This is a genomic window from Sphingomonas sp. CFBP 13706, assembly GCF_014842355.1.
Classification (GTDB): Bacteria; Pseudomonadota; Alphaproteobacteria; order Sphingomonadales; family Sphingomonadaceae; genus Sphingomonas; species Sphingomonas aerolata.
This window is the reverse complement of the sequence record NZ_JACYVM010000001.1, coordinates 318,039-338,774: the sequence shown is the minus strand read 5'-3', so window position 1 is coordinate 338,774 and position 20,736 is coordinate 318,039. Positions and strand designations below refer to the sequence as shown.

At 59.0% G+C, this 20,736-nt stretch carries 25 protein-coding genes; 13 read left to right on the top strand and 12 right to left on the bottom strand.

The genetic code is table 11. The annotated features are described in order from the left end of the window. Positions 1 to 9: 9 nt before the first annotated feature. Entirely contained in the window at positions 10 to 225 is a 216-nt protein-coding gene (locus IFS44_RS01565) for a hypothetical protein (RefSeq protein ID WP_031441137.1), read from the bottom strand. Positions 226 to 433: 208 nt separating this feature from the next. Here IFS44_RS01565 and IFS44_RS01560 point away from each other — a divergent pair, with 208 nt between their 5' ends. The 3 genes from IFS44_RS01560 to IFS44_RS01550 all read left to right on the top strand — a co-directional run bounded on the left by IFS44_RS01560 (position 434) and on the right by IFS44_RS01550 (position 3,103). Continuing rightward, the gene (locus IFS44_RS01560) at positions 434 to 2,344 is read left to right on the top strand and encodes a DNA cytosine methyltransferase (protein ID WP_192097244.1); all 1,911 of its coding nucleotides are present in this window, start codon (positions 434 to 436) and stop codon (positions 2,342 to 2,344) included. Positions 2,345 to 2,429: 85 nt separating this feature from the next. After that, on the top strand, positions 2,430 to 2,843 hold the full coding sequence (locus IFS44_RS01555; protein WP_197977712.1) for an XF1762 family protein: 414 nt from the start codon (positions 2,430 to 2,432) through the stop codon (positions 2,841 to 2,843). Further along, positions 2,840 to 3,103 carry a hypothetical protein gene (locus IFS44_RS01550; RefSeq protein ID WP_192070269.1) on the top strand — a complete coding sequence of 88 codons (264 nt, stop codon included), beginning with the start codon at positions 2,840 to 2,842 and terminating at the stop codon, positions 3,101 to 3,103. Before IFS44_RS01555 ends, IFS44_RS01550 begins: the two co-directional genes overlap by 4 nt. Before the next feature lie 60 nt (positions 3,104 to 3,163). Here the strand turns inward: IFS44_RS01550 and IFS44_RS21880 are convergent, their stop codons facing one another. After that, complete coding sequence (locus IFS44_RS21880) at positions 3,164 to 3,322, bottom strand: hypothetical protein (RefSeq protein ID WP_206757806.1); 159 nt, start codon at positions 3,320 to 3,322, stop codon at positions 3,164 to 3,166. Positions 3,323 to 3,778: 456 nt separating this feature from the next. On the opposite strand from IFS44_RS21880, the gene IFS44_RS01545 reads away from it, so the two are divergent. Beyond that, positions 3,779 to 4,039: a hypothetical protein gene (locus IFS44_RS01545; RefSeq protein ID WP_192070268.1), complete on the top strand. Its 261-nt coding sequence runs from the start codon at positions 3,779 to 3,781 to the stop codon at positions 4,037 to 4,039. Positions 4,040 to 4,816: 777 nt separating this feature from the next. Beyond that, positions 4,817 to 5,398, top strand: coding sequence for a hypothetical protein (locus IFS44_RS01540; RefSeq protein ID WP_206757805.1), 582 nt, complete (start codon positions 4,817 to 4,819; stop codon positions 5,396 to 5,398). A 547-nt stretch (positions 5,399 to 5,945) separates the two neighbouring features. Here the strand turns inward: IFS44_RS01540 and IFS44_RS21875 are convergent. Together IFS44_RS21875 and IFS44_RS01535 are read right to left on the bottom strand one after the other, a co-directional pair. Next, a complete protein-coding gene (locus IFS44_RS21875) occupies positions 5,946 to 6,140 on the bottom strand; it encodes a hypothetical protein (protein ID WP_206757804.1) in 195 nt (64 codons plus the stop codon). 135 nt (positions 6,141 to 6,275) lie between these two features. Beyond that, the gene (locus tag IFS44_RS01535) at positions 6,276 to 6,617 is read right to left on the bottom strand and encodes an HIRAN domain-containing protein (RefSeq protein WP_192097242.1); all 342 of its coding nucleotides are present in this window, start codon (positions 6,615 to 6,617) and stop codon (positions 6,276 to 6,278) included. 282 nt (positions 6,618 to 6,899) lie between these two features. Between IFS44_RS01535 and IFS44_RS21870 the strand changes: the two genes are divergently transcribed. Next, complete coding sequence (locus IFS44_RS21870) at positions 6,900 to 7,076, top strand: hypothetical protein (RefSeq protein WP_206757803.1); 177 nt, start codon at positions 6,900 to 6,902, stop codon at positions 7,074 to 7,076. A 1,253-nt stretch (positions 7,077 to 8,329) separates the two neighbouring features. On the opposite strand, the gene IFS44_RS01530 is transcribed toward IFS44_RS21870, so the two are convergent. Together IFS44_RS01530 and IFS44_RS01525 are read right to left on the bottom strand one after the other, a co-directional pair. After that, on the bottom strand, positions 8,330 to 9,124 hold the full coding sequence (locus tag IFS44_RS01530; protein WP_206757802.1) for a GGDEF domain-containing protein: 795 nt from the start codon (positions 9,122 to 9,124) through the stop codon (positions 8,330 to 8,332). Between the two features lie 164 nt (positions 9,125 to 9,288). Continuing rightward, positions 9,289 to 10,044: a Crp/Fnr family transcriptional regulator gene (locus IFS44_RS01525; RefSeq protein WP_192097240.1), complete on the bottom strand. Its 756-nt coding sequence runs from the start codon at positions 10,042 to 10,044 to the stop codon at positions 9,289 to 9,291. 510 nt (positions 10,045 to 10,554) lie between these two features. On the opposite strand from IFS44_RS01525, the gene IFS44_RS01520 reads away from it, so the two are divergent. The 3 genes from IFS44_RS01520 to IFS44_RS01510 all read left to right on the top strand — a co-directional run bounded on the left by IFS44_RS01520 (position 10,555) and on the right by IFS44_RS01510 (position 13,366). Next, entirely contained in the window at positions 10,555 to 10,701 is a 147-nt protein-coding gene (locus IFS44_RS01520; protein WP_167396771.1) for a hypothetical protein, read from the top strand. A 154-nt stretch (positions 10,702 to 10,855) separates the two neighbouring features. Next, positions 10,856 to 11,218: a PilZ domain-containing protein gene (locus tag IFS44_RS01515; RefSeq protein WP_192097239.1), complete on the top strand. Its 363-nt coding sequence runs from the start codon at positions 10,856 to 10,858 to the stop codon at positions 11,216 to 11,218. A gap of 1,008 nt (positions 11,219 to 12,226) precedes the next feature. After that, positions 12,227 to 13,366: a glycosyltransferase family 2 protein gene (locus IFS44_RS01510; protein WP_197977711.1), complete on the top strand. Its 1,140-nt coding sequence runs from the start codon at positions 12,227 to 12,229 to the stop codon at positions 13,364 to 13,366. Positions 13,367 to 13,384: 18 nt separating this feature from the next. Here IFS44_RS01510 and IFS44_RS01505 read toward each other — a convergent pair whose 3' ends face one another. Further along, positions 13,385 to 14,857, bottom strand: a complete 1,473-nt coding sequence (locus tag IFS44_RS01505; protein WP_192097238.1) for a lipopolysaccharide biosynthesis protein — start codon at positions 14,855 to 14,857, stop codon at positions 13,385 to 13,387. A gap of 574 nt (positions 14,858 to 15,431) precedes the next feature. Between IFS44_RS01505 and IFS44_RS01500 the strand changes: the two genes are divergently transcribed. From IFS44_RS01500 to IFS44_RS01485, 4 genes are all read left to right on the top strand, one after another. Next, positions 15,432 to 15,728 carry a hypothetical protein gene (locus IFS44_RS01500; protein WP_192070258.1) on the top strand — a complete coding sequence of 99 codons (297 nt, stop codon included), beginning with the start codon at positions 15,432 to 15,434 and terminating at the stop codon, positions 15,726 to 15,728. Next, complete coding sequence (locus IFS44_RS01495; protein ID WP_192097237.1) at positions 15,725 to 15,937, top strand: hypothetical protein; 213 nt, start codon at positions 15,725 to 15,727, stop codon at positions 15,935 to 15,937. The genes IFS44_RS01500 and IFS44_RS01495 overlap by 4 nt, the downstream gene beginning before the upstream one ends. Positions 15,938 to 15,954: 17 nt before the next feature. Continuing rightward, entirely contained in the window at positions 15,955 to 16,131 is a 177-nt protein-coding gene (locus IFS44_RS01490) for a hypothetical protein (RefSeq protein WP_192097236.1), read from the top strand. 206 nt (positions 16,132 to 16,337) lie between these two features. Further along, entirely contained in the window at positions 16,338 to 16,943 is a 606-nt protein-coding gene (locus IFS44_RS01485) for a PEPxxWA-CTERM sorting domain-containing protein (RefSeq protein ID WP_192097235.1), read from the top strand. 56 nt (positions 16,944 to 16,999) lie between these two features. On the opposite strand, the gene IFS44_RS01480 is transcribed toward IFS44_RS01485, so the two are convergent. From IFS44_RS01480 to IFS44_RS01460, 5 genes are all read right to left on the bottom strand, one after another. After that, positions 17,000 to 17,152, bottom strand: a complete 153-nt coding sequence (locus IFS44_RS01480) for a hypothetical protein (RefSeq protein ID WP_192097234.1) — start codon at positions 17,150 to 17,152, stop codon at positions 17,000 to 17,002. A 390-nt stretch (positions 17,153 to 17,542) separates the two neighbouring features. Further along, entirely contained in the window at positions 17,543 to 18,532 is a 990-nt protein-coding gene (locus IFS44_RS01475) for an SPRY domain-containing protein (RefSeq protein WP_192097233.1), read from the bottom strand. Positions 18,533 to 18,588: 56 nt separating this feature from the next. Next, entirely contained in the window at positions 18,589 to 18,957 is a 369-nt protein-coding gene (locus tag IFS44_RS01470) for a hypothetical protein (RefSeq protein ID WP_192097232.1), read from the bottom strand. 16 nt (positions 18,958 to 18,973) lie between these two features. Next, on the bottom strand, positions 18,974 to 19,387 hold the full coding sequence (locus IFS44_RS01465; RefSeq protein WP_166748155.1) for a hypothetical protein: 414 nt from the start codon (positions 19,385 to 19,387) through the stop codon (positions 18,974 to 18,976). A 107-nt stretch (positions 19,388 to 19,494) separates the two neighbouring features. Continuing rightward, positions 19,495 to 20,700 (bottom strand): cellulase family glycosylhydrolase, encoded by a 1,206-nt coding sequence (locus IFS44_RS01460; RefSeq protein WP_192097231.1) that lies wholly within the window; start codon positions 20,698 to 20,700, stop codon positions 19,495 to 19,497. Positions 20,701 to 20,736: the final 36 nt, after the last annotated feature.

Below are 20,736 nucleotides of genomic sequence, written 5' to 3'. Positions count from 1 at the left end.
AAAGCGCGATCAGTCGCGCGACTGGTCGACCGAGTCGATCAGCCGCCCGCCCGCCATGAATACCGCGGTCGAACAGGCCGCCGCGAGCAGCCAGCCGCCATAGCCGGGATACTGCTCCAGATAATGGCTGCCACGTTCGACCGCCCCGAGACCGAGCCCGTAGATGACGAGATACGCCTCGAACTTGGTCTTGATCACGAACAGGCGGCAGAAACGTTTCCACATTCCAGCAACCTAGCAACGCTCGTGCCAAGCGCGGAATTGCACCGTTTGCGCAGGGTCGGGCTTGGTTAACTGTCAATTAACCCGACACGGCAGAACTCTGTGCTTCTGACGCGAGAATACCAGAAAACCTCCGCTGTTTCCACCAAGAGAAAGGGTGTGAAATGGAAAACTGCCTAAGCGTCATTCCAGTTAATTTGCAGGGTGCGGCATGAGCCTCGCATCAGGCTTCCTAGCCACTGGACTGTTCATTGATGGCTTCGCTGGCGGGGGCGGGGCCAGCACCGGTATTGCGCAGGCGATCGGCCGCGACGTCGACATCGCGCTCAACCACAGCCCGTCGGCGATCGCGATTCATAAGGCCAATCATCCTGACACTATTCACTATTGTCAGGACATTCGAGCCGCCTGGCCGCTCGCGGTGACGCGCATGCAGCCCGTCGCGGGTATGTGGATGTCGCCCGACTGCAAGGAGTATAGCAAGGCCAAGGGCGCGCCGGTGAAGGACCGAAGCATCCGGTCACTGGCCGACGAGGTGCTTCCCTGGCTTCGCGATGTGCGGCCTACAATCGCGTACCTGGAGAACGTAGAGGAGTTCGAATACGCGGCGCCGCTCGACGCTGACAACAGGCCGATCAAGGGACAGGAAGGCAAGGCGTTTAAGCGCCTCGTCCGCCAGTGGCGCGGCGAGGGGTACAAGGTGACTTGGTGGGTGCTGAAGGCCTGCGACTTTGGCGCGCCGACCAGCCGGAAGCGGCTTTACGTCGTCATGCGTTGTGATGGCCTGCCTATCGTGAAGCCGGCGGTGACGCATGGCGCGCCGGACTCGCCGGGCGTCCGCAGCGGGAAGCTGCAGCCATACCTGACAGCCGCCAGCTGCATCGATTGGTCGATCCCGTGTCCTTCGATCTTCGATCGGGACCGCGAGCTCGCCGAGGCGACAAAGCGCCGTATCGCGCGCGGCGTCGTGCGCTACGTCATGCAGCGGAAGCCGTACCTCGTGAATTCGACGACCGCGTCGCACATCACGAAGTTTCATACCGGCAGCACCGGGTCGCCAATCGACAAGGAGATGCCGACCGTCACCGGGAACGGTAATCCGACCCGCCCCGCCGGCGCGATGCCGCTGGGGCTAGTCGAAGCCCATCTGGAAAAGTTCAACGCGGACAGCCGACCGAAGTCGGTCGCCGATCCACTTTGCACCGTCATGGCGACGTCAGCGAAGCACGCACTGGTCAAGACGACGCTCGCGCCTTTCGTGACCTATGGGCAGCACGGTGGTGCGAGCCGATCGATCGAAGATCCGCACCATACTATTGCTGCATCGAGCAAGGACCAGAACTGCATCGCAGCCGCGACGCTCGTCCAGACGGGCTGCGGCGAGCGTGAAGGGCAGGCGCCGCGGTGCCTTGACGCTGAGAAGCCGCTCGGCACGATCATGGCCGACGGCAACAAGCATGCCGCGGTCGCAGCTTTCCTGTCGACGTTCAACGGCAGCAACACGACTGGCGGGGGCGGCGAGGTTGAGGAGCCGTTCAAGACGGCGCGCGCCGGCGGGCAGCACCATTCGGTGGTCGCCGCGCATATGGCGCAGTTCAACAGCAACCCCGACGGCTCGGTCAACGCCGGACACGACATGCGCGACCTAGTCAGCACGATCGCCACGCGCGGACCGCATCAAGGCGTCATCGAGACAACGCTTGTCGAGGAAGGTGACCTGCCGCCGGAGATGCTTGACCGGGCGGTGCTGACCGCGGCGTTCCTCGTCAAATACTACGGGGAGGGTGGACAGAGCCAGGCTGCGGATCGTCCGCTCGACGTGGTCACGACGAAGGCGCGCTATGCGGTCGTCACCGTCACAATCGACGCCGTCACCTATGTGATCGTCGATATCGGCCTGCGGATGCTCAAGCCTCGTGAGCTCGCACGGGCGCAGGGCTTCCCTGAGGGCTATGTGCTCGACCCGATCGTCCGGAAGATGCTGCGCGGGAAGTGGGTTGAGGCCCGGCTCACGATCGCCGAGCAGATCAGCGCGATCGGCAATAGCGTCTGCCCGCCCGTCGCTCGAGCACTGGTCGCGGCGAACCAACCGGGGATCGTTCCTCTGAGGCTCGCCGCATGACCGCCCTCCGGCCGGTCCAGCGCATCGAGGCGCGGCAGTTCGTACTGGACCATCACCGCCACCACGGATGGGTGTCGGGCTTCCTATGTTGCATGGCCTGGCGGGGGAGGGAGACGCGCTGGTCGGCATCGCCGTCATCGGCCGCCCCGTCGCCCGCGCACTGCAGGACGGGCTGACCATGGAGGTCACCTGCCTATGCACCGACGGGGAGGCAAACGGCTGCTCAATGCTCTACGGCGCGGCGCGGCGCGCGGCGGTCGCCAAGGGATACCGGCGGGGCCTGACGTACATCCTTGCGAGCGAGACGGGCGCGTCGCGGCGCGCGGCCGGGCTGGCGTTTCCTCTGGCGCGTCCCCGGCCGCAGCTGGGACACGCCATCGCGCCCGCGGACCGACAAGCACCCGACCGAGGACAAGCACGCCTACGGCTGGGGCGATTGGCCTGCCGCCGCATGATCATCGACACCCTCAATCCCCGATACAGGAGCGCGAGAGCATGACCGATGAAACTATGATCGCGGCCGCCCGGCTCTTTGCCGCCGCAATCGAACACATGCAGGAGGGCTACGACTGGGACGGCTGCGACTTGCAGGCTACGTGCAAAAAGATCGGCCTGACAAAAGAGCGGCTGTACGACCCAGCCAACGACTTCGGCATCGAGGCCAGCGACGGTGACATGGTCTGGGTTCCTACCGCCGAAGGCCAAGCATTGCTCGACTTTGCCCGCGCACAGGGCAGTCTAGAGAACGCCTGTGGCTGATCCGAGGGCGGGCAGTGCATGGACACTCGGATCGGTACGGGATAACTTATCCGCATGAACCTAAAAGATAAACATGATCGTTGGATCTTGCACTTTTGGGGCTTTGGACTCGCGGCCGTTGTCGTCGGCTTCTTTGCCCAGGGGGAAATGGCGCTTGCAAACCCTGTCCACCTTGCAACGATAGGTCTTGGTGCCGGGCTCGCAATAATTGCCGGGCATTCTGTCGCTTTAGCGGACGACGGCAAGGGCAAACTTGCAACGGCAATCGCGACTATACTGACCATCGCCGTTGGCGGGCTAGTAATATATGAAGGCGCCGCCGCTGATAAGGATATACAGGCAAATATTGCCCGTTGCGCAGTCATCCAGCAGGATATGCTGTCCGTAGCACCCCGCCGCACAGACGGTGCTGACCTATTCCAAGCCCTCGGATGCAAGCCTCATGGTGATGGCATCGTGCATTGGCCGGCCAAGGTGCCCAGCCAGCAGATTGCTCCACGGCATGCGATATCAAGTCCCCGCGGAGATCGGCCGCAGTCCTCGTCACGATGAGCGGCCGGAAGCGCTGGACCTACCTCGACCAGATGGTCGGCACAGGGGAGATTCAAACCGCTCGGTGCGCCTCTGGACCGATCCGGTCGCGGCACATAGTCTCTCCGATCAAGGAGAATGACAATGGTGACCGACGAGAGTCTGAAGACGACAAAGAACGCGACGGCGGTGATGGTTACGGTGCTCGTTCAGGTGCTGGAAAAGCACATGCCAGGCATTGAAGCGGACTTTCGTGAACGGCTCGGACTTGCCTATGCCGAGATAAGAAACGATTCTGACGACCTGAACGGCTTGGAACTGCTAAACTGGACGCGAACTTACCTCACAGGATTTAGTCCTGTCGCAGGTCGGGGCAGCCCGTTTTTAGAAGGGTATGAGCCCTAAGTGCCCTACTCGGGGCCTTCCTCATCAGGATAGCATCCGCGAGACTTTGCGTGTTGAACGGCGCATAGGTGCGCGAGCTGGGTAGCCGGGGATGGAGTGTTCAGTGAACCCGTTGAAGATCGTCGTTTTAATCATTTGGAGCATCGGGTTCGTATTTGGCGGCCTTATCGTGCTATCCATCTTCACGATGGGCGACTGTCCGGAAGGCCCGAAACGTGCGGCATGCGTGATAGCGACGAAGAGAACTTTTTGGGTGATAGCGACCATCGAACTAGTGGTTTACTTCAGATTGACGTGGTCTCTGTTTCTGCCAAGCGGGCGCAAGCGGTAGGCAAGTAGCGGTCCGGTTTAGGCTCCCCATTCGGGACCATCTTCATCCGGATAGAACGCGTGGGGATCGTAGACCGGTCGCTGCGCTGGCCCCGCTTGGCGAGGAGGCGGGCGCTTCGGAACATCGGCGACCGGGTCGGGCAGGGTTAGGCGCGCCACCTCCCAATCGGATCCGGATATAGGCGCCGCTTCCGTGCATCGCCTGAAACACGGCGATCGTCTCGGCTTCCTTCATCCGCTTGCCGATAAGCGGCGCGCGCTCGGCGCTGTCATAGCCCAAATTGGTGCCGCGCTTGGCTGGAATCGTTGTCCGCACCGCTTCATACCGTGCGCAGTTGGTGCCAATTTGGGGCGATGCTGGGGTAAGTAATCCATGGAAGCAGTGCTGTTTTCTCGCCAATAAAGCCATTGTAAATTGGGGGGAGAGAAATGCGTATACGTATAATGGTGGCGGGCCTCATCAGCCTGTTATTCGCCCAGCCTACTATGGCTGCCAACATAGTCGTCGCCTTCGGTAACGGCTCCACGTTGGGAAACTTCGAATATGACTCGGACAGCCTTCCAACTCGTGTCGAGTCGTGGTGGGAGGGTACTGAAGCCGAAATATATAACACGGGTCAGCTCAAATCGCTTAATATTATGGGATCTGATGGTCTACTTCGTCCGGTTACACTGAACGCATATAGCTTCATACAAGCTTATAGGGCTGGTGACTTTCTGTATTTGAATGTTGTGTCTCATTCAAAGGAAAGTGGGTGGTTTGAGTTGGGAGCTGAACTTTACTATAATCCTAAAGTATCGGTCAACCTGCCTACATTTTATAATGATAAGTACATGAGCGGTTATGTGCACTACGAAGCCCCAGACGGCATCTACGACTATTCATTGACGAGTTTTGGGGTTCAGCCCACCACATCGGTGCCCGAAACGGCGACTTGGGTTAGCATGCTCATGGGATTCGGAATGATAGGCGGCGTCGCTAGGACAACCCGTCGTCGTAGGAAAAATCTTCTCACCGCGGTCGCTTGAGATTTGCCATTTTGAGTCAGAGGGTCATCTAAACGGTGCTTCGTGGGTGCATATTTGGATCTGCGCTGCGAGCGGGATATGCGTGCTAACAGGGATGGTGTGGTTTTGACCAGGCGAGCCATCCCTACCCCAAAAGGCGTTGTTCAGGCGCTTTTTCGGTAGAGATGGCACGCCCGGAGGGCCTTCAACAATCGTGCTGCTTTCCCTCGCGAGATAGGTCGGCTGGCGTCGCTAAGTATCGTCCTGCCGTGGATCAATACGCGGAACGATGTGCAGCCACTGGTCGCTGATCGCCCTACGGGAGAATCGGCATGCTGCGTACCTTGCGTCCTGAAATTCTGAACGTCTCAGCAAACGAGGGGAGGGTGCTGATCGATGGGCCGGGCCTTGCTGTCACGCTCGACATCGAAGCGGCATCAGTCCTATCCGATCAGCTGCTGGCTGGGTGCACCTCCGCACGCCGGCAACAGCGTGACGCGATCGGTCAGGCGCCCCATTCGGGACCATCCTCATCCAGGTAGAACGCGTGGAGATCGCAGACCGGCAATCACGCTGGATCGAGATTCCGGTAACTGGCGTGCGCGTCAGGCACCAGTTCGAGCAACGCGGCACGCATTGATTTGACGGCGTCCCGTTTCCCAATGCTATCTCCGCGGGCCTTGGCGATTGCGTCGAGTTCGTCAGGACCCAGGGTTCGCCCCAGCAGTCGCTCATAGTACGGGACGAACTTGCTGGGCTTCATATGGCCAACATAGGTCAAACCGCACTTCAAGACCAATGTTAAGCGCCAAACTCGGGGCCTTGTTCGTCCGGGCGGAATGCGAGGGGTCATAGACCGGCCGCTGGGCCGGCCGCACCTAGCGGGGAGGCGGGGGTTTCAGAACATCGGGGACCCGATCGGGCAGGGCAGAACGCCGCCTCCGAGCCGTATTCGGATGTACGCTCCGCTTCCGTGCATCGACTGAAAGACGGCGATTGCCTCATCTTCCTTCATCCGCTTGCCAATCAGCGGCACGCGCTCGGCGCTGACGTCGCCCAGCTGGATGCCGCGCGCGCTAAAGATCGCAACGGCGTTTTCGTCGTATGGGTTGGCCGGCTCGAGGCCAAGCTCGACCGCGTCGCCCGGCGCGCAAAGCATGCCTTCCATACGTCGGTTGCTCTTGCTCGTGTTCTCGTTCGGGAGGTCGATGCCGACTATGGAGGTAGTCAGTTTGTCCATGGCGATGATGTAATGTTTTGCCCGGCGTGTCGTAGAGACTATCCTATCCGGGCCTACCGACGACTCGACGTTTACGGAGTTGAAATGAACGATCCTAGAACATGGTTTCAGCCAAAGGTCGTTGGCATAGGATGGACGCCGCGAACGTGGGAGGGTTGGGCGCTCATTGCGGCCGTGATTGCCGTCGGAGCAATTGTCGGAAGACTTGACCCTTAAAGCAGCTCATTGCGATGTGCAGATAGTTTGCCCGAATCGGCCGCTGACGCATAGCCTTGCTCGATGATGAGCGACCGAGAAGTGTGGCTGAAGGCGTGGGACGTTGTCCGGACGCATGGCGTACTGGAGTCGGCACCTGTCGTCGCCACTCTGCTCGATATAATGGGCGATGATCCCCACCACTCCGATTGGGCGCGCGTTGCTGCAGCTGTCGATGCGATCAACGAGGGGCCGCTGCAGTAGTGTGGCGTAGCGAACGCCTGTGATTGGTTATATGGTAGGCGGTCTGTTTAAGACTGCGTACACTGCTAGGTAAAAGGCAGTGAAACCCCTTGGCCTTGCTCATCTGGCTTGCACCGATGAGATGCCGGTAAAGAATATGACGCGATCGAGAACGCAAAAATGCCCGGCTCGGAAAGCCGGGCATTTTTACTTCAGCCGTTGTAAGGTTCACCATTGTCCTAATCACGGACTTCTTTACACCCTGCGGGATGTGTCAATTATGACAATGGTTATTCCCAAGCTGATGACAATATTACCCGCGGATGGGCTTGCCGATTGGCCAGTAGCGCATTTGAACCCCCAAAGTTAAAAGTGCTCGTCTTTCGACAAGGGGATTTATGCATTAAAGATGTTTAGTAATTGCAACTTCACGCGGTTAAAGTCGATTAACTGCAAATTTTTGCTGCCGATGCTGCCCGCGCGTTGCTGGCTTCGGTATATGCGCCCGTTCGACGCAGCTGCCGCACAATGCCGATGAACGAGGCCGTCACACTCTGCCTCCGACGGATTTAGTTATCCTGCTGCGCGCCCGCCCAAACATCACGACGGACCAGCGCTCGGGGCAGTGATGCCAGAGACAGCGCAGGGCGGAGCGGACCGCTGGTGTGTCTACGCGACCGTTAGCTGTCTCACTGAGCGTGGCTCGGAGGCTTGGACCACCAGGCCTGTGCATCGGATGCTGCTGAGATCCAGACAACGTCGCTATGCCCTTAAGATAAATCGCATAATCAATCTATAATATGATACGTTAGACCATTCAGGCACCTGCGGCTTGACGATAGGAGATGGATGGTCGTCGTACTGGATACTGAGTGCTTTACCGCGACGCCCTGGAAAAGCTGCGTTCGGCTTGAAGGGGCAGGGATCACGCTGACCCTTTCCCCCGCAGCGGCCATCAAACTCGCGGATTCGCTTATAGACGCCAGCGCTGTGGCCCTAGGGCAGGTGGCGATGAAGGAAGCTGGGCTGCGACTTAAGCCTGACTGATTGTAATCACATTTGAAAAGTTCACCGTATGAACTGATTGTTTGAGGCTTGCGCTTCAGCTGTTGCACTGGTCGTATATGGTGCGAAGGTGTGCGTTGCGAGATACTATAACGGATCAACCACAATAGGCGTTGAGCCTCTGAAGCAGACTTTCGCAAAGCCCCGCTTTCTATTTCGCTTCGACGAAAACGCTTATTATTAGTTCATCATATTAGTGTTGATTGTCACTAGGATGCCGTAGACTTCTTGATCGACTTTGCTTCGTACATGATCTTATCGGCAATTCGAATGGCCTGCTCAAAGTCGCTTCCTGTGGCAGCGCCCAAGCTACACGTTGCACGCCACTGTGAGGTTTCCAGCGCAGCTATCAACGCCTGATGAATGGTGCTAGACTTTCGCTCACCCGCGGCCTCGTCTCGAACTGTTAAGCAAAACGCAAATTCATCACCTCCAAGGCGTGCAGTGATATCGTAAGGCCGAACGGACGCGCTGAGTGCATGGGCGACGATACGCAGCACCTCATCGCCTGCGGCATGTCCATACTGGTCGTTTACCGCCTTAAATCCATCCAAGTCTATCACGCCACACAATAGGATCCTGCGATCTCGAGCAGCCGAAGACTCTTGTCGCTTGCCCTCACGTTGAAAGGACCTTCGGTTGCCCAGCCCTGTGAGTGGGTCCATCAACGCGTTCCTGCTCTCGTGGTCGAACGCTCGACGGAATGCACTCACGAGGAGGATTATAAAGATCACTCCAAGGACAAGCATCGAGGCATTCCAAACAGCCGCTGCGGCAGTAATAGAGGTTGCCCTAGCTGACAGTTGATCGGCGAAGCCATTTAAATGTAGCGTTGTGACAATTGCCGAGGTGCCGGCGATGAGGCCAGCGATCCGTCCGAAGCACCAAGTCGTTAGACATAGTGGAACAAGGTAAGCTGAGTTCAACGAGTAGAGCGGGCCCGTCACAGCATCGAGGACAAAAAGCCCCGCCCAAATTGGCGCGATCCATGCGAGAGCGGACATAGGGCTTAAGCGTGCAGACTTTCGCATTACGCTTTCTAACAGCGTTGTTTCCGCGCTGCGGCGAGCCTTCAATGGAAAACTATCAAATCTAGCTGCTTTCCGTCGAGCTATGCGCGCGCCCATGTCGGCGGGTATTTTCCGTTCCGCGCCGGTCGCTCGATCCGTCATTGGGAATGTCCGAGTGCAGCGGCCTTCTGATCGAGTTGGAGGTAGCGACGGTTAAAGCCTGCTACGCTTTTGAGCTGGTCCCAGGCAGGAAACGAAATTAGGTGGCGGTCTTGCTCGAGAAGGCCGTCCTTTATTAGACCCTTGATCGTTCTGTTGACGTGAACCGCTGTCAATCCGACAGCATCGCCAATCTGTTGCTGCGTCAAAGGCAACCTAAATGGCTGATCTTCTGCTAGCCGGCATGGATCAAGCCTACTCGCAAGCTCGCAGAACAGATGCGCTATCCGCGCTCGGGCATTACGGCGTCCGATATTCACGATCCACTCGCGAGAAATCGAGGCCTCGATCAGAGCGCTTGCCATTATCGCATTCAAAATGATCGGGCGCTTGCAGGTCAAGTTGCGGATTAACGTCTCGTCTACCGCGGCTACCATACAGTACGCTGTCGCCTGCACGCTGCAATCATTATACGGAAATTGCATATGCTGAATGTTAATTATGTCACCCGGTAGTCGAAAGCCGACAATCTGGCGAAATCCATCACCCGTAACTTTATATGCAATAGCAAACCCTGAGACAAGAACCTGAAATTCCGTAGACGTGGCGTCGTTCTTTATTATATGTTTGCCCGGATTGTAGAAATGTAACGAAAGGGGAAGCGCCACTATGGCCGCACAATCATCCACTGCCAAGGCTGTGTTTAAAGCAAACTTCTCGAGCATCGGCGAAAGTGGGGCACCAAAGGTCTGCAAAAAACTGTCCCAACAGAATGCGTGCAAGACCACGCGCACCTAAATTCGACGTCTTAATTTCGCGTCTCGTTGTACCTAGCACGTACTAACGACCTATGAATGCAATAAATGTGCCTCAAAACGACACCATGTCCTATCGGTAATTTCAGGCCTCGATGAAGGCCTCGAAGCGTCATTCTAAAGCCCTGTCATGGAGACGCTGCTTAAAGCTTACCAAATATTTCGTCACGACGGCTGGACGCTCTACTGCCGCTCTGGACGTTATTCAGAAGGTGTCTTTGCGGGGCGTGATACCTTGCTCGGATTGGGCAATCGCGCATAGTTCTAGGATATGACCACACCGTCAGTGCATTCCGATGTCACTAAGTTCCGCGATGATCGTAGTTCGCTAGAGGCATACGAGCAAACCGATAGGAATGACGGCGATCCGATAGCGGACACGCTGACGATCGAGATTAGGCGGCGTAAGCTCGGGCTATGATGAGCACTCGAGAAGTTTGGCTTAAGGCGATGACGATCGTCGAGGCACGTAGACTATTTGTATCAGAGCCGATGGTCGATACCTTGCTGCAGATCGTGGGCCCCGAAGCCGAGATCGGCGATTGGGCGCGTGTTGCTGCCGCTGTCGACACGATTAACAACGGGCGGATGCATTAACGTGACCCGCGGAATGATCGTCCATAAACCGCTGCTGTGACAAGTGTGTCATAACGAGAACTTGCAAGGGGCGGTGGGCCTTTGCAATGCGCCACGGGACGGGGTTAAATCCAAACATAACCAGATCTTAGCGCCCCTGACGGACGATAGCCCCATGAACACCTATCGCCGCTCGATGGCTAATGCCGGCACCAATCCGCTTGATCGGCGGTGCTCAAACCGAACGGCCATGAGTCATCCGGCCGTACTTATAACGTCTCTTGGAGATAAGCATTCGGCAATCATTCAAAATGTGTCGACTCTGGGCTTCAAGATTCGCTCAGAATACGGGGTCACTGTCGGACGGTTTCTCTCAATCGATATACCGGGGCTCGCTACGTACTCGGGCTGGGTAGCTTGGTCTTATCGTGATCAATTCGGGCTTGACGTGGCCAACGCCATTCCGGAGCCAGTTATCCAACACATCATCGCGATGGCCGTACAGGCAGGCGAAGGTCCAGCCCCAGGCTTTACCTGATGATCGAACGGGCGTCGCCGCAGCGATGAATGCGACCGCCTCTAATCGGTGGCGTCAGAGCCCAAGGTGTATCCGCATAAACCGGGCGAACCGAGTAGAGACACCATAGCCAACCGAGGTCGCCAGGATAATAGCGATTGGGAGGCCCCAAACGATCGCGAGTACGCCGTACAGAATCATCATGCGAGAATGATGGCAGAAATACTGATCGCGACTAGTGACAATTTTCATTCCATGGGGCGAGGGTGTCGCGAAACAAAACCAATGCCTACTATATCGTAACGTCGTGCGCGGGTTAGTGTCGGGAAGCCTGCAGGCAGCACAACCGCACTAGTTCGCAACCGGCGCATTAATCATCTAGTCGTTGAACCGACCGAAGCGCTCTACCTGCCCGCAGACAGGTCGCTGCAGCTTCGGTGAAACGCCCGGCTCTTTCGAACCGGGCGCCCTGATCACTTAATTGGCTTGTCGACGATCCAATAACGCATTTTCGGTCCCCTTCTAGGCTGCTAGAAAACGCCGACCATCTCGGCGCAACCAATGCTAAAAGGTTAATATTTCATTAATACTAATTGCTAGCAGTGTATTGGCGTCCGTACGACGATCCGGTGTCCTCAAGAGGCAGGGTGAGCGATCTACAGTAGAATTCTTCGTGCGTTTGCGTGCCGTTGGTGTCGACAATGTTCGGTGCGAGAGGTGCGGCAAGCGCCCGAAGGCCGCGCGGCCTGGGCGGCTGCATCGCGGCCCGGTCGGCTCGACGACGACGATCCGATCAATGAACCTGACCGAAGAGCCCTACCTGCCCGGGGACGAGGCGCTGCTGGACTATTAGCGCCCCACCAGCCGCTCTACATAGCTCGAGACTAGGACGGGATTTGTTCACGCTGACGCGCCAGCGACGGTCGATTTCGCCGTCTGAGTTCTTAACAAGATAATTTGCCGTTATGCATTGACCCGGACCGTGCCGCGAGAGCAACGACCGCCAGCAACTCGCATGAAGGACGCCCCTTGACTGCCCAAATCGACGTGCTCATGTCGACCTATAACGCCGGCCGGTTCCTGCCTGAGACCTTGGCCAGTATCCAGGCGCAAACGATTCGAGACATCCGGATCATCATCGTCGATGACGGCTCGACTGACAATTCACCGGAACTGCTCGCACAGGCCGCGCGACAGGATCCGCGCATCCACGTCATCACGCAGGCCAATGGTGGGATCGTCGCGGCACTCAATGCGGGGCTTGCGGCCTGCACCGCCCCTTTTATCGCCCGGCATGATGCCGACGACCTGTCGAACCCAGACCGGTTAGAGCGGCAGATCCGCTATCTCGAGGCAAACCCCGACTGTGTTGCGGTCGCGGGCGCGGCACGGCAAATCGACGCGGACGGGCGCTGGCTCGGCACGCTGACGCGGCTTCGCGATCTCGCGCGCGCTGATCCGTTCAGCATCCCTGCAACCGAGCCCTACCTGCTTCAGCCGATGTTGATGGTGCGTGCCGAAAGCTTTCACGCGGCCGGTGGCTATCGCCCTCTACTGATCGCGGAGGATTCCGATCTGTATTGGCGGCTTCAGGGCTTCGGTCGGCTGCACAATCTTACCGAACCGCTGGGCAGTTACCGAATGCATGATGGCAGCATTACGAGCCAGTCGGTCATTGCCGGGCGCCGCGGGGCCTTGTGCGCGCAGCTCGTCGCAATCTCGGCGCAACGTCGCATGCGAACCGTGCCGGATCTAGTGTTCGATCCCGCGCTGTACGACGCAATCAAGCAGGCGACGACGATGGCGGACCTCTACACGGTGGGATGCGCGCAGCTGACCCCGGCGGAGCAGGACTGGCTTGCAGTGGCACTCTCTGCGAAATTCGTCGAGCTGTGCTTTTACAGACCGTTCGAGCCATCGGTCGAGGATTGCCGGTTTATCCGTGATGCACTGAACGCGCATGGCAATATCATGACGCCGGACAATCGCGTCACGCTGCAGGAATTGATAATCGGAACCGCCGTGCGCCTCGCCATCAAGGGGCTGATCGCAGAGGCATTGGTGCTAGCGCCGGCGAAACGCCTGCCGACCGTGATGGCACGGATCCTATTCCGCGTCGCGCTCCCGGGCACGCTGCGGACCCGGGTCAAGACGCTCGTCGGGCGGTGACCCGGGACGATAGGCTGGCTAGGCGGACCGGCGTCGAGCCGCCAGGCCGCGCAGCTCGGTGATGATCGGGTGACGGTAGTAGAGAAGCGCGAGCGCCCAGAGCAGACCACCGGCCACGACCGACATCGCGACTTGCACGAACGGGGTCCGGGCATCCCATCCGTGCCACATCATCAGCAGGAGCGGCGGGCAGATCGCTGCGATGGTGACCACCGCGCTGCGTCTATAGATAGGGAGAAAGTCTCCGTCGTGGCTTCCCGTCATTCTCTTGATGTGCGGCAGATAGAGGAATACGGCGAACATGCCTTCGGCGACGCGGCCCACCATGGCGCCGGTGAGGCTGAACAGTGCGCCGGTCACGAACAGCGCAACCCCAACAGTCGCCCGGATAATTTCGAACCGTGCCTGTTTCGAGGTCTCCTTCGCGACCACAAAGAGCTCCCACGCCATCGTAACCGAAACCCACAGGATTCCGTTGAAGCACAGCACCGCCAGCGGAAGCGCAAGCGCGGTCCACTTCGCGCCGTAGAGGATGTAGACCATTGGCCCCGCCAGAACGGCCATGCCGGCGAAGGCCGGCCATAAAATCGCGGTCATGAATTCGAGCACTCGAAGGTAGCGTAACCGCAACGGTGCGCCGTCGCGTGCGATCTGGGCAAAGTCGGCGATTAGAACCCGCGCGAGAACGGTATGCACGTTATCCGACAGGATGCTGAAAAGGTTGTTCGCGCGGGAATAGAGACCGAGGGCCGACAGCCCGCTAAGATTGCCCAGCGCAAAATTCGATACTTGGTTTTGCATCTGTACGACGCCATTGATCATCAGCATCCGTGAGCCGAACTTGTAGATGTCGCGCCAGTGACGGGTGCCCAGGCGGAACTGGACGTGGCGCGGGGCGACGAGGCAGGTCGCAACTGAACCCATGACGGCCGTTATGACGCTGCCATAGGCGAGGCTCATGTAACTAAAGCCCGCGATCGCGAATAGGACTGTGCAGACCGTCCCCGTCAGAGAACTTATCAGGCGGATCGTTGAGATCGATTTGAAGTTTCCCTCTCGCTGGAGCAGTCCGGTTGGGACCAGCGACAGAGCATTGATCAGCGGCGTCCAGGCGATCCAGAACAGCACCGTCTGAACCCCGGGATCTTTGAACAGCGCCTGGCCTAGCAGGCCGAATGCGACAATGATCGCGCTGATAGCCAGAGACAGCAGAATGTTGACACTAAAGACCGACGACAGGACATCGCGATCCACGACGTCGGCGCGGATCAGATAGTTGCCAAGGCCAAGCGACTGAAACGCGGTGATCATGCCGACCGTTGCAAGCGCAATCGCGAACACGCCAAGCTCGTACGGGGTCAGGATCCGCGCCAGCACGACCGAGCTGCCAAACTGTATGACGAGCATCCCCGTCTGACCGATTGCCGCCCACAGGAATGAACGGCGAATGGAGCCGGGCGCCTGCCCCTTGTGATCAGATGCGACGTCCATAATTCAAGGCCCTTAAGCAAGCCCTATCCGGCAGCGAATAGGGCCCGGTATCCATGGTTTGGGGGGTGCCGACGCCCTGAAAGCCCATCAGGCTTGAAGCTCGGCTATATCGGTAGTGATTGATCGGCGCTCTGCCGGCGGCTCTACGCGTAATCGATGGTCGCAGGCTCGCAAGAATTCAAGTGCGGCGACCATCGGGGCAGGCCGCGCGGTCGCCAGATAGGCGGTTGCGCAAACGCGGTGGGGACATTCATGGTTAGGCCGGACAGATACGAGATGGGATCAAGCCCTTCGGTGCTGACAAACATTGGGATCACTGGACTGACCGAGGGCCACGCGTCCCAATAGCTTCGTTCCGGCACCGCCGCCAAGAAAAACGTCCGGCATCACCGCGTTGGCGGAAGTTTTTGATTTATTGCTGTCACCCTAGCGGAATCAGCCGGGGCGGCGTGCAGGCGTGCCGGTTGCTCTTGCTCTTGTCCTCATTCGGGACGTCGATGCCAACGATGGAGGCGGTCAGTCCGTTCACGAAGATAGTTTGCCCGAATCGATTGGCCACGCCTAGGTTGGAGATATGTCCGAGCCCCTGATTGCTTCACCCCTCCTAGCCGAACTGCAGCGGCTTCTGGCTGCGCAGGATGTGATCGCGCTCATGCCGACCCCGGGGATCGACACGTCGGTCGGATCGATGTGGGCGGACCCAATGTCGGCAGTCGCGATCGTCGACATGCAGCAGCAGATTGGTGAACTAGTCGTCGGGGCAACGGATGAGGACCTGATCAAGGCCTATAGAGAAACCGATGGCGAACGAGACAGCCTGGATGCTGAAGCACTGCTCGCCGAGATCGAGCGACGTAACCTCGACAAGTGAGCGTACGCAAGATCGTCCATACGATCGCCGCGGATAAGACGAAGGACGTCGCCGTGTTCGAGCATGACCTTGGACCTGACGTGATCGTTCAGGTCCGCAGCGAGCATGGCCGCGTACTGAAGATGCGCGCCGACGTGCTTCCCGACCGGGTGGTGGTCCACTTCAAGGACGGCACGACGGAGCGACTGAGCGTGGTCATAATTGGCTGATGGCGCACGCTGGGCCGATGGAAGATCGAGAGGTCTGGATAAAGGCTGGCGCGATCCTTGCCGAACACCGCGAACATACCGAACAATATATCGTCGATAAGATGGTCGCTGCCATCGGAGACACTGTCGCTGTGAAAAATTGGCACCGTGTTGCCGCTGCTGTTGACGCGATCAATGCGGGACAACTGCAGTGAGCAATCCGGCCCCCGTGGACCTCGAAAATATGCGGTTTCGCAGTATCCGGACCATAGATCTGATCTGCGGCTGTGAACGGCATAAGGAGGACGAGGTTCACTGGTTCAAAATGGCCGACTGGTTTTAAGACCGCTCATAGGCGTTTCGATTGACTCACGGCGCCGAGAACATTCATGATTTGTTAAGCAATAAAAGGGGACGAATCATGCTGAAAATTGCTATTGCGGCGGCACTTATTGGTTGTTCGGCGGGGGCGCAGGCCGAGATTGTCACTCTCAATTTTTCGGGTACTTTTGGCGCAGATGCATATGGCTACTATAAGCCGGGAGACGCAATTACCGGTCAAATCGTCTATGATCGTCAGTTTACAGAGTATAATGACCTAGTTAATGGCGCAATATCGATTGGCTATACGACTTCTCTCGGTGAATACCTGTCTCCAGTGCTGTATGCATCGTATGATGAAGCGACAAAAACCGCCAGCTTCGCTGGAGCTCGATCGATCCCGATCTTTTATACCAGCTTCGGCGGAGTAGATAGGCAGCCTGGGTATCTACCGACGCTTTCTGAATACTTAGGTAAATTGGGAAGTTTTTATCTGTTAGAAGCCGACGGTCGACCAGACGGTGAGGGGTTTTTCAGCGGCGGGACGGGGACATTGACTGTTGGCGGGATTAGCGCCGTGCCAGAGCCGGCAACTTGGGCAATGATGATCCTCGGCATTGGAATCATAGGCTGCGCGTTTCGTCGCCGTTCGAAAGCGTCGGAAGTCAAAGTCACGGTCAAAATTTCGGGTGTTGCCGCCTCGTAGATTTAGGCGAGCTGCACAAAGGGACGCCCGGCTCCCTAGAGACGGGCGTCCAACTGTCACATTGCGTTGTAATAGCCCGCGTACAGCTTCTCGAGGGTGGCATTGAACGTGCCACCATTGGCATCCGCGTCTTTCGCTCGATCACGGCCGTACGCCGTGCGCCCCTTGGCCGAAAGCTTCTTGTATGCGCGGTTTTCCTTGTCACTCATGGCGAGTTCCTTTGGTGGAGTGATCCAGGTCGACAATGGTATAGAGGCCCCCAGAGCAGTTAGCTCCGAGGATCCGTATAAGCCTCCCGATGACCTGATTATCGGGGGATGCATGAAACGAGAGGGTCGGCTTGCCGCTGCGGCGCCATAGCTTCCGGAATTTTGACAGAAGCGGTGCGAGCAGCTGAGGTTGCTCGACAGATAAGAAGTTAATGTACCAGCCGCTCTCGGCGGCATCCCACGCGATTTGCGCGACGGGGGTCTGCCCTTGCCATGCTATCAGGCAAGGGCCGGACTGGCGAAACTCGGTGCACCCGGCCATGGGCACCACCTCCTTTCACATTGAGCCTTTCGATCGCATGGCGAGCATCGTCGCCTAGGAGCGCGGCCTTATGCTGTCGGCGCGGTAACTAGCGGGCTGAACCCCGTTGGAGGCGCGTAAAGCGTGGCTGGCCCGGTGCTGAGCCGCGCGCTGGCGCCGATACGGTTCGTCGAGAATGCCGGGATGAAGTCGGTCATGTTGGGAAGGGCAAAACCGCCCGTGCCTGCGGCCGGATTGAAAGAGCCAAGCCAAATGCCGTTCTTTGAATAATACATGACTGCTGGCGATATTGTCCGGTCAACGGCCACACCGATAACGTCTCCGCTCGTGAATATGGCATAGACGGCCGTGCTCTCTTTGTTGTTGTAGAAGATTTTGCCGGTCCCAGGAACTAGGCCGACAGACCGCGTCGTGCCGCCCAAGAAAGTAGTGGTTGCGACGATGGAATCAGCCAAGCCAATCGGCATATTCACCGGGCTACCCGCGTTGACTGCCGTCACCTCAAAATAGAACTTGCCGGTGCCGGGTGTGGCCGCGCGAGTAATCTGATCGCCGCTGCCCGAGGTGTAACTCGAGACGAGGTTGCGGTCTGACAGGGTGTAATTCGCGCCCTTATCTGTGCTGCTCCACATTTGCGATGCCGATACGGCGACACTTGCGGCCACCAGCGTAGGTGCGCCCACGAATGCCGCGCTCGAGATGATTGCGGGGGTAAGGGTCGGCGCCGTCGCAGGGGACATAATCGGCCGGCCGACCAAAGCCGTGGAGGCGATCAACGCGGGGATAATTGCTGCGACGCCGGCGGGTGCGGCCGTGGGAGCGCCGACCTGCGCAGTTGAAGCGATCAGCGCCGGCGAGATCGTGACGGCGATGGCAGGGGATAGCGCAGGCATGCCGACCTGCGCGACCGACGCGATCAATACAGGCTCGATCGTCGCGCTATCGGCAGGGGAGAGCATTGGTGAGCCTACTTGCGAGGTCGAACCGATCAGCGCTGGGCGAATGTCGCCCGCTGCGGTGAAGCCGGACCACGGCGCTTCGATAAGCAGCACCGACATTCCTACGCTCGTGACCGTGGCCGCGCGACGTAGGCGTGTAATGAAAAGCTTTGGCGTCACGATTCCGCCCTCCCTGCGGCGATGGGCTGGATCACGGGGAGACTTAGCTGAAGGCCCAGCCATTGGTCAGGGGATGTGTCCGTGCGCACCACGTCGATCTGGGCCGTGGTGTTCGTCAGCCGTTTCGTCGCCGCAGCCGGAATTTTAAGCTCGATCGTGTCATCACCGATACGCGCAATGGTACCGTCATCGGTGCTTAGCGTCGCTACCGCAGTGCCGCCGGCGTAGACGGCGACATCCGCGATAAGCGTGCAGCCTTCCGGAAAGGGGCTAATGTCGTCGTCCGAATCCGGGCGCACCTGTAGCTGGATCGTATAAGGGTATCCCCGCGCGAGGGCGGCGACGTTCTGCGTGGTCGTGCCCAAGGCGCGGCCCTCCTGATTAAAGGTTGAAGATGCCGGCCGATGGCCACGTCACGTTCTGATTCCCGCCGTCGGGCGTGAATGGCAGCCCCGTCGCGGCGTCGATGAAAGCGATAAGATCGGACGTCGTCGCGTCACCCGTGTCGCGATAGATCACGAGCGCCTCGACATTCGCGGCCGTGCTCGTGCCCGCAGGGACCGACGTGAACACGATGTCGGCCGCGTCGAACACGCCGCTGGCCACGGTCTTGCTCGTAAGGGCCACGGCGGTCGCGACGCGCGCTGCGGCGGGGATCGAGGACAAGAACTGGTGCGTATCCGAGAAGGTATAGGCTCCGGTGTCGACCAGTTGCACCTTCACGGTGCCAGTTACCAGGTTGACGCCAGCGCCGAGGAGGCTCTGCTTGTAGAGTGAATAGAGGCGGTTCGCCATGACGGTAGTCCTTCGTTTGGAGAGGGTGGATTATTGGCGCGGTGCGCGATCGGGCCAACGCGGCGCGGCAAAGCTGCAGGGCCACGAGGCGCCGCGGGAGAGAGAGCCTACCGCCCGGTCAGCTGCGCGACATAGGGGCTGTCCGCGGCAGTCTTGAACGTACCTTTCGGCGACTCAACCTTGAACGCATAGCCCTCGGGCCACGCGCGGCCGCCGCCCCAGACGGTTGTTCCCAGAATCACGTCGCTGTTCGCCTTAACCGCAGCCATCATCGCAGCGCCGACCTCGGCGCACGATGCTGGGATGCCTGAATGCCGGCCATAGGCGAACTCGGTGAAGTAGCCCTTGATGCCGCGCTTGCGCATCGATGCCGCCCATTCGCCAATACCAGCGTCACCGGTCGTTGCGCATGCCGCCTTCGTCCCGCTGCTACCGCTGTCGAGGTACCGGTGCCCGCTGAAGAACGTCTTGTTCAACGGGTCGCCGATTCCGCCCACGCGGTCGATCGCATCACCCATGCCCTCGGCCGGGGCCTTCGCGCTTTTGAATTTCACGAAGCGGAACGTCGCGCTGTAGCCTGGCGAGCCGTAAAGGATCGGATTGGTGATACCGTTCGCCCGGAACAGCGCGACCGTATCCTTCGTGTCCTGCGCCGACACCATCCACTGGTTCGCCCCGGCCGGATATTCCTTAACCGGCTCGTTCGCCAGCTCGATCAGGGTGTCGGCAGAGAAGGCTGGCAGGACTCCACGCCAGAACGCCCACGCATCGGCTGCGGAGTGCCGCTTGTAGTCATGCCGGTCGAGGATGACTTGCAGCCCCTTGCCCTGCGCATAGGCGACCAGCGCGGCAATTTTCGCCAGGTTGTCACCGCGCAGATGCAGATCCTGCACCGGCAGTCGGATCAGGGTGAACCCCTTTGCCGCATATGCATCGATATCCGCGGGGGTTGGGCAGAGCGCCGTCGACGCAGCGAACTCGCAGCCTGACAGGTTGACGCCGAACCGCGTCGAGGACGGACGCGGGGCGGCGTCCATCGGCCGATAAACATAGCCCTTGCCGGCTTCGTAGCCGATTAGGGCCAGCGTCGACGCGCCGACCATGTTCCAGCCGCGACCATTGGCGCGATCGATCCACGCAGCGAAGGTGCGGTCGCGGCTGCCGTCCGCCTTCATCTCACGCCCCATGGCCTTGCGAAGGACGAGCGTATCGCCCTCACGGACCTCGTAACTCGGCGTCGGATCGGCACCCGTCACGACGTGGACGGTCTGCGCTACCGCCGGGAAGGCAAGCAGCATCAAGGCTGCGAACATAGCTCGAAGCATAATTCGTTCTCCAGTAGTTAGCGT

Excerpts from the sequence above, each read along its gene's own strand:
- IFS44_RS01565 (WP_031441137.1), bottom strand. The coding sequence starts at position 225 with ATGTGGAAACGTTTCTGCCGCCTGTTCGTGATCAAGACCAAGTTCGAG.
- IFS44_RS01560 (WP_192097244.1), top strand. The coding sequence starts at position 434 with ATGAGCCTCGCATCAGGCTTCCTAGCCACTGGACTGTTCATTGATGGC.
- IFS44_RS01555 (WP_197977712.1), top strand. The coding sequence starts at position 2,430 with ATGTTGCATGGCCTGGCGGGGGAGGGAGACGCGCTGGTCGGCATCGCC.
- IFS44_RS01550 (WP_192070269.1), top strand. The coding sequence starts at position 2,840 with ATGACCGATGAAACTATGATCGCGGCCGCCCGGCTCTTTGCCGCCGCA.
- IFS44_RS21880 (WP_206757806.1), bottom strand. The coding sequence starts at position 3,322 with ATGCCCGGCAATTATTGCGAGCCCGGCACCAAGACCTATCGTTGCAAG.
- IFS44_RS01545 (WP_192070268.1), top strand. The coding sequence starts at position 3,779 with ATGGTGACCGACGAGAGTCTGAAGACGACAAAGAACGCGACGGCGGTG.
- IFS44_RS21875 (WP_206757804.1), bottom strand. The coding sequence starts at position 6,140 with ATGAAGCCCAGCAAGTTCGTCCCGTACTATGAGCGACTGCTGGGGCGA.
- IFS44_RS01535 (WP_192097242.1), bottom strand. The coding sequence starts at position 6,617 with ATGGACAAACTGACTACCTCCATAGTCGGCATCGACCTCCCGAACGAG.
- IFS44_RS21870 (WP_206757803.1), top strand. The coding sequence starts at position 6,900 with ATGAGCGACCGAGAAGTGTGGCTGAAGGCGTGGGACGTTGTCCGGACG.
- IFS44_RS01530 (WP_206757802.1), bottom strand. The coding sequence starts at position 9,124 with ATGTCCGCTCTCGCATGGATCGCGCCAATTTGGGCGGGGCTTTTTGTC.
- IFS44_RS01520 (WP_167396771.1), top strand. The coding sequence starts at position 10,555 with ATGACGATCGTCGAGGCACGTAGACTATTTGTATCAGAGCCGATGGTC.
- IFS44_RS01515 (WP_192097239.1), top strand. The coding sequence starts at position 10,856 with ATGAACACCTATCGCCGCTCGATGGCTAATGCCGGCACCAATCCGCTT.
- IFS44_RS01505 (WP_192097238.1), bottom strand. The coding sequence starts at position 14,857 with ATGGACGTCGCATCTGATCACAAGGGGCAGGCGCCCGGCTCCATTCGC.
- IFS44_RS01500 (WP_192070258.1), top strand. The coding sequence starts at position 15,432 with ATGTCCGAGCCCCTGATTGCTTCACCCCTCCTAGCCGAACTGCAGCGG.
- IFS44_RS01490 (WP_192097236.1), top strand. The coding sequence starts at position 15,955 with ATGGAAGATCGAGAGGTCTGGATAAAGGCTGGCGCGATCCTTGCCGAA.
- IFS44_RS01485 (WP_192097235.1), top strand. The coding sequence starts at position 16,338 with ATGCTGAAAATTGCTATTGCGGCGGCACTTATTGGTTGTTCGGCGGGG.
- IFS44_RS01480 (WP_192097234.1), bottom strand. The coding sequence starts at position 17,152 with ATGAGTGACAAGGAAAACCGCGCATACAAGAAGCTTTCGGCCAAGGGG.
- IFS44_RS01475 (WP_192097233.1), bottom strand. The coding sequence starts at position 18,532 with ATGTCGGTGCTGCTTATCGAAGCGCCGTGGTCCGGCTTCACCGCAGCG.
- IFS44_RS01465 (WP_166748155.1), bottom strand. The coding sequence starts at position 19,387 with ATGGCGAACCGCCTCTATTCACTCTACAAGCAGAGCCTCCTCGGCGCT.
- IFS44_RS01460 (WP_192097231.1), bottom strand. The coding sequence starts at position 20,700 with ATGTTCGCAGCCTTGATGCTGCTTGCCTTCCCGGCGGTAGCGCAGACC.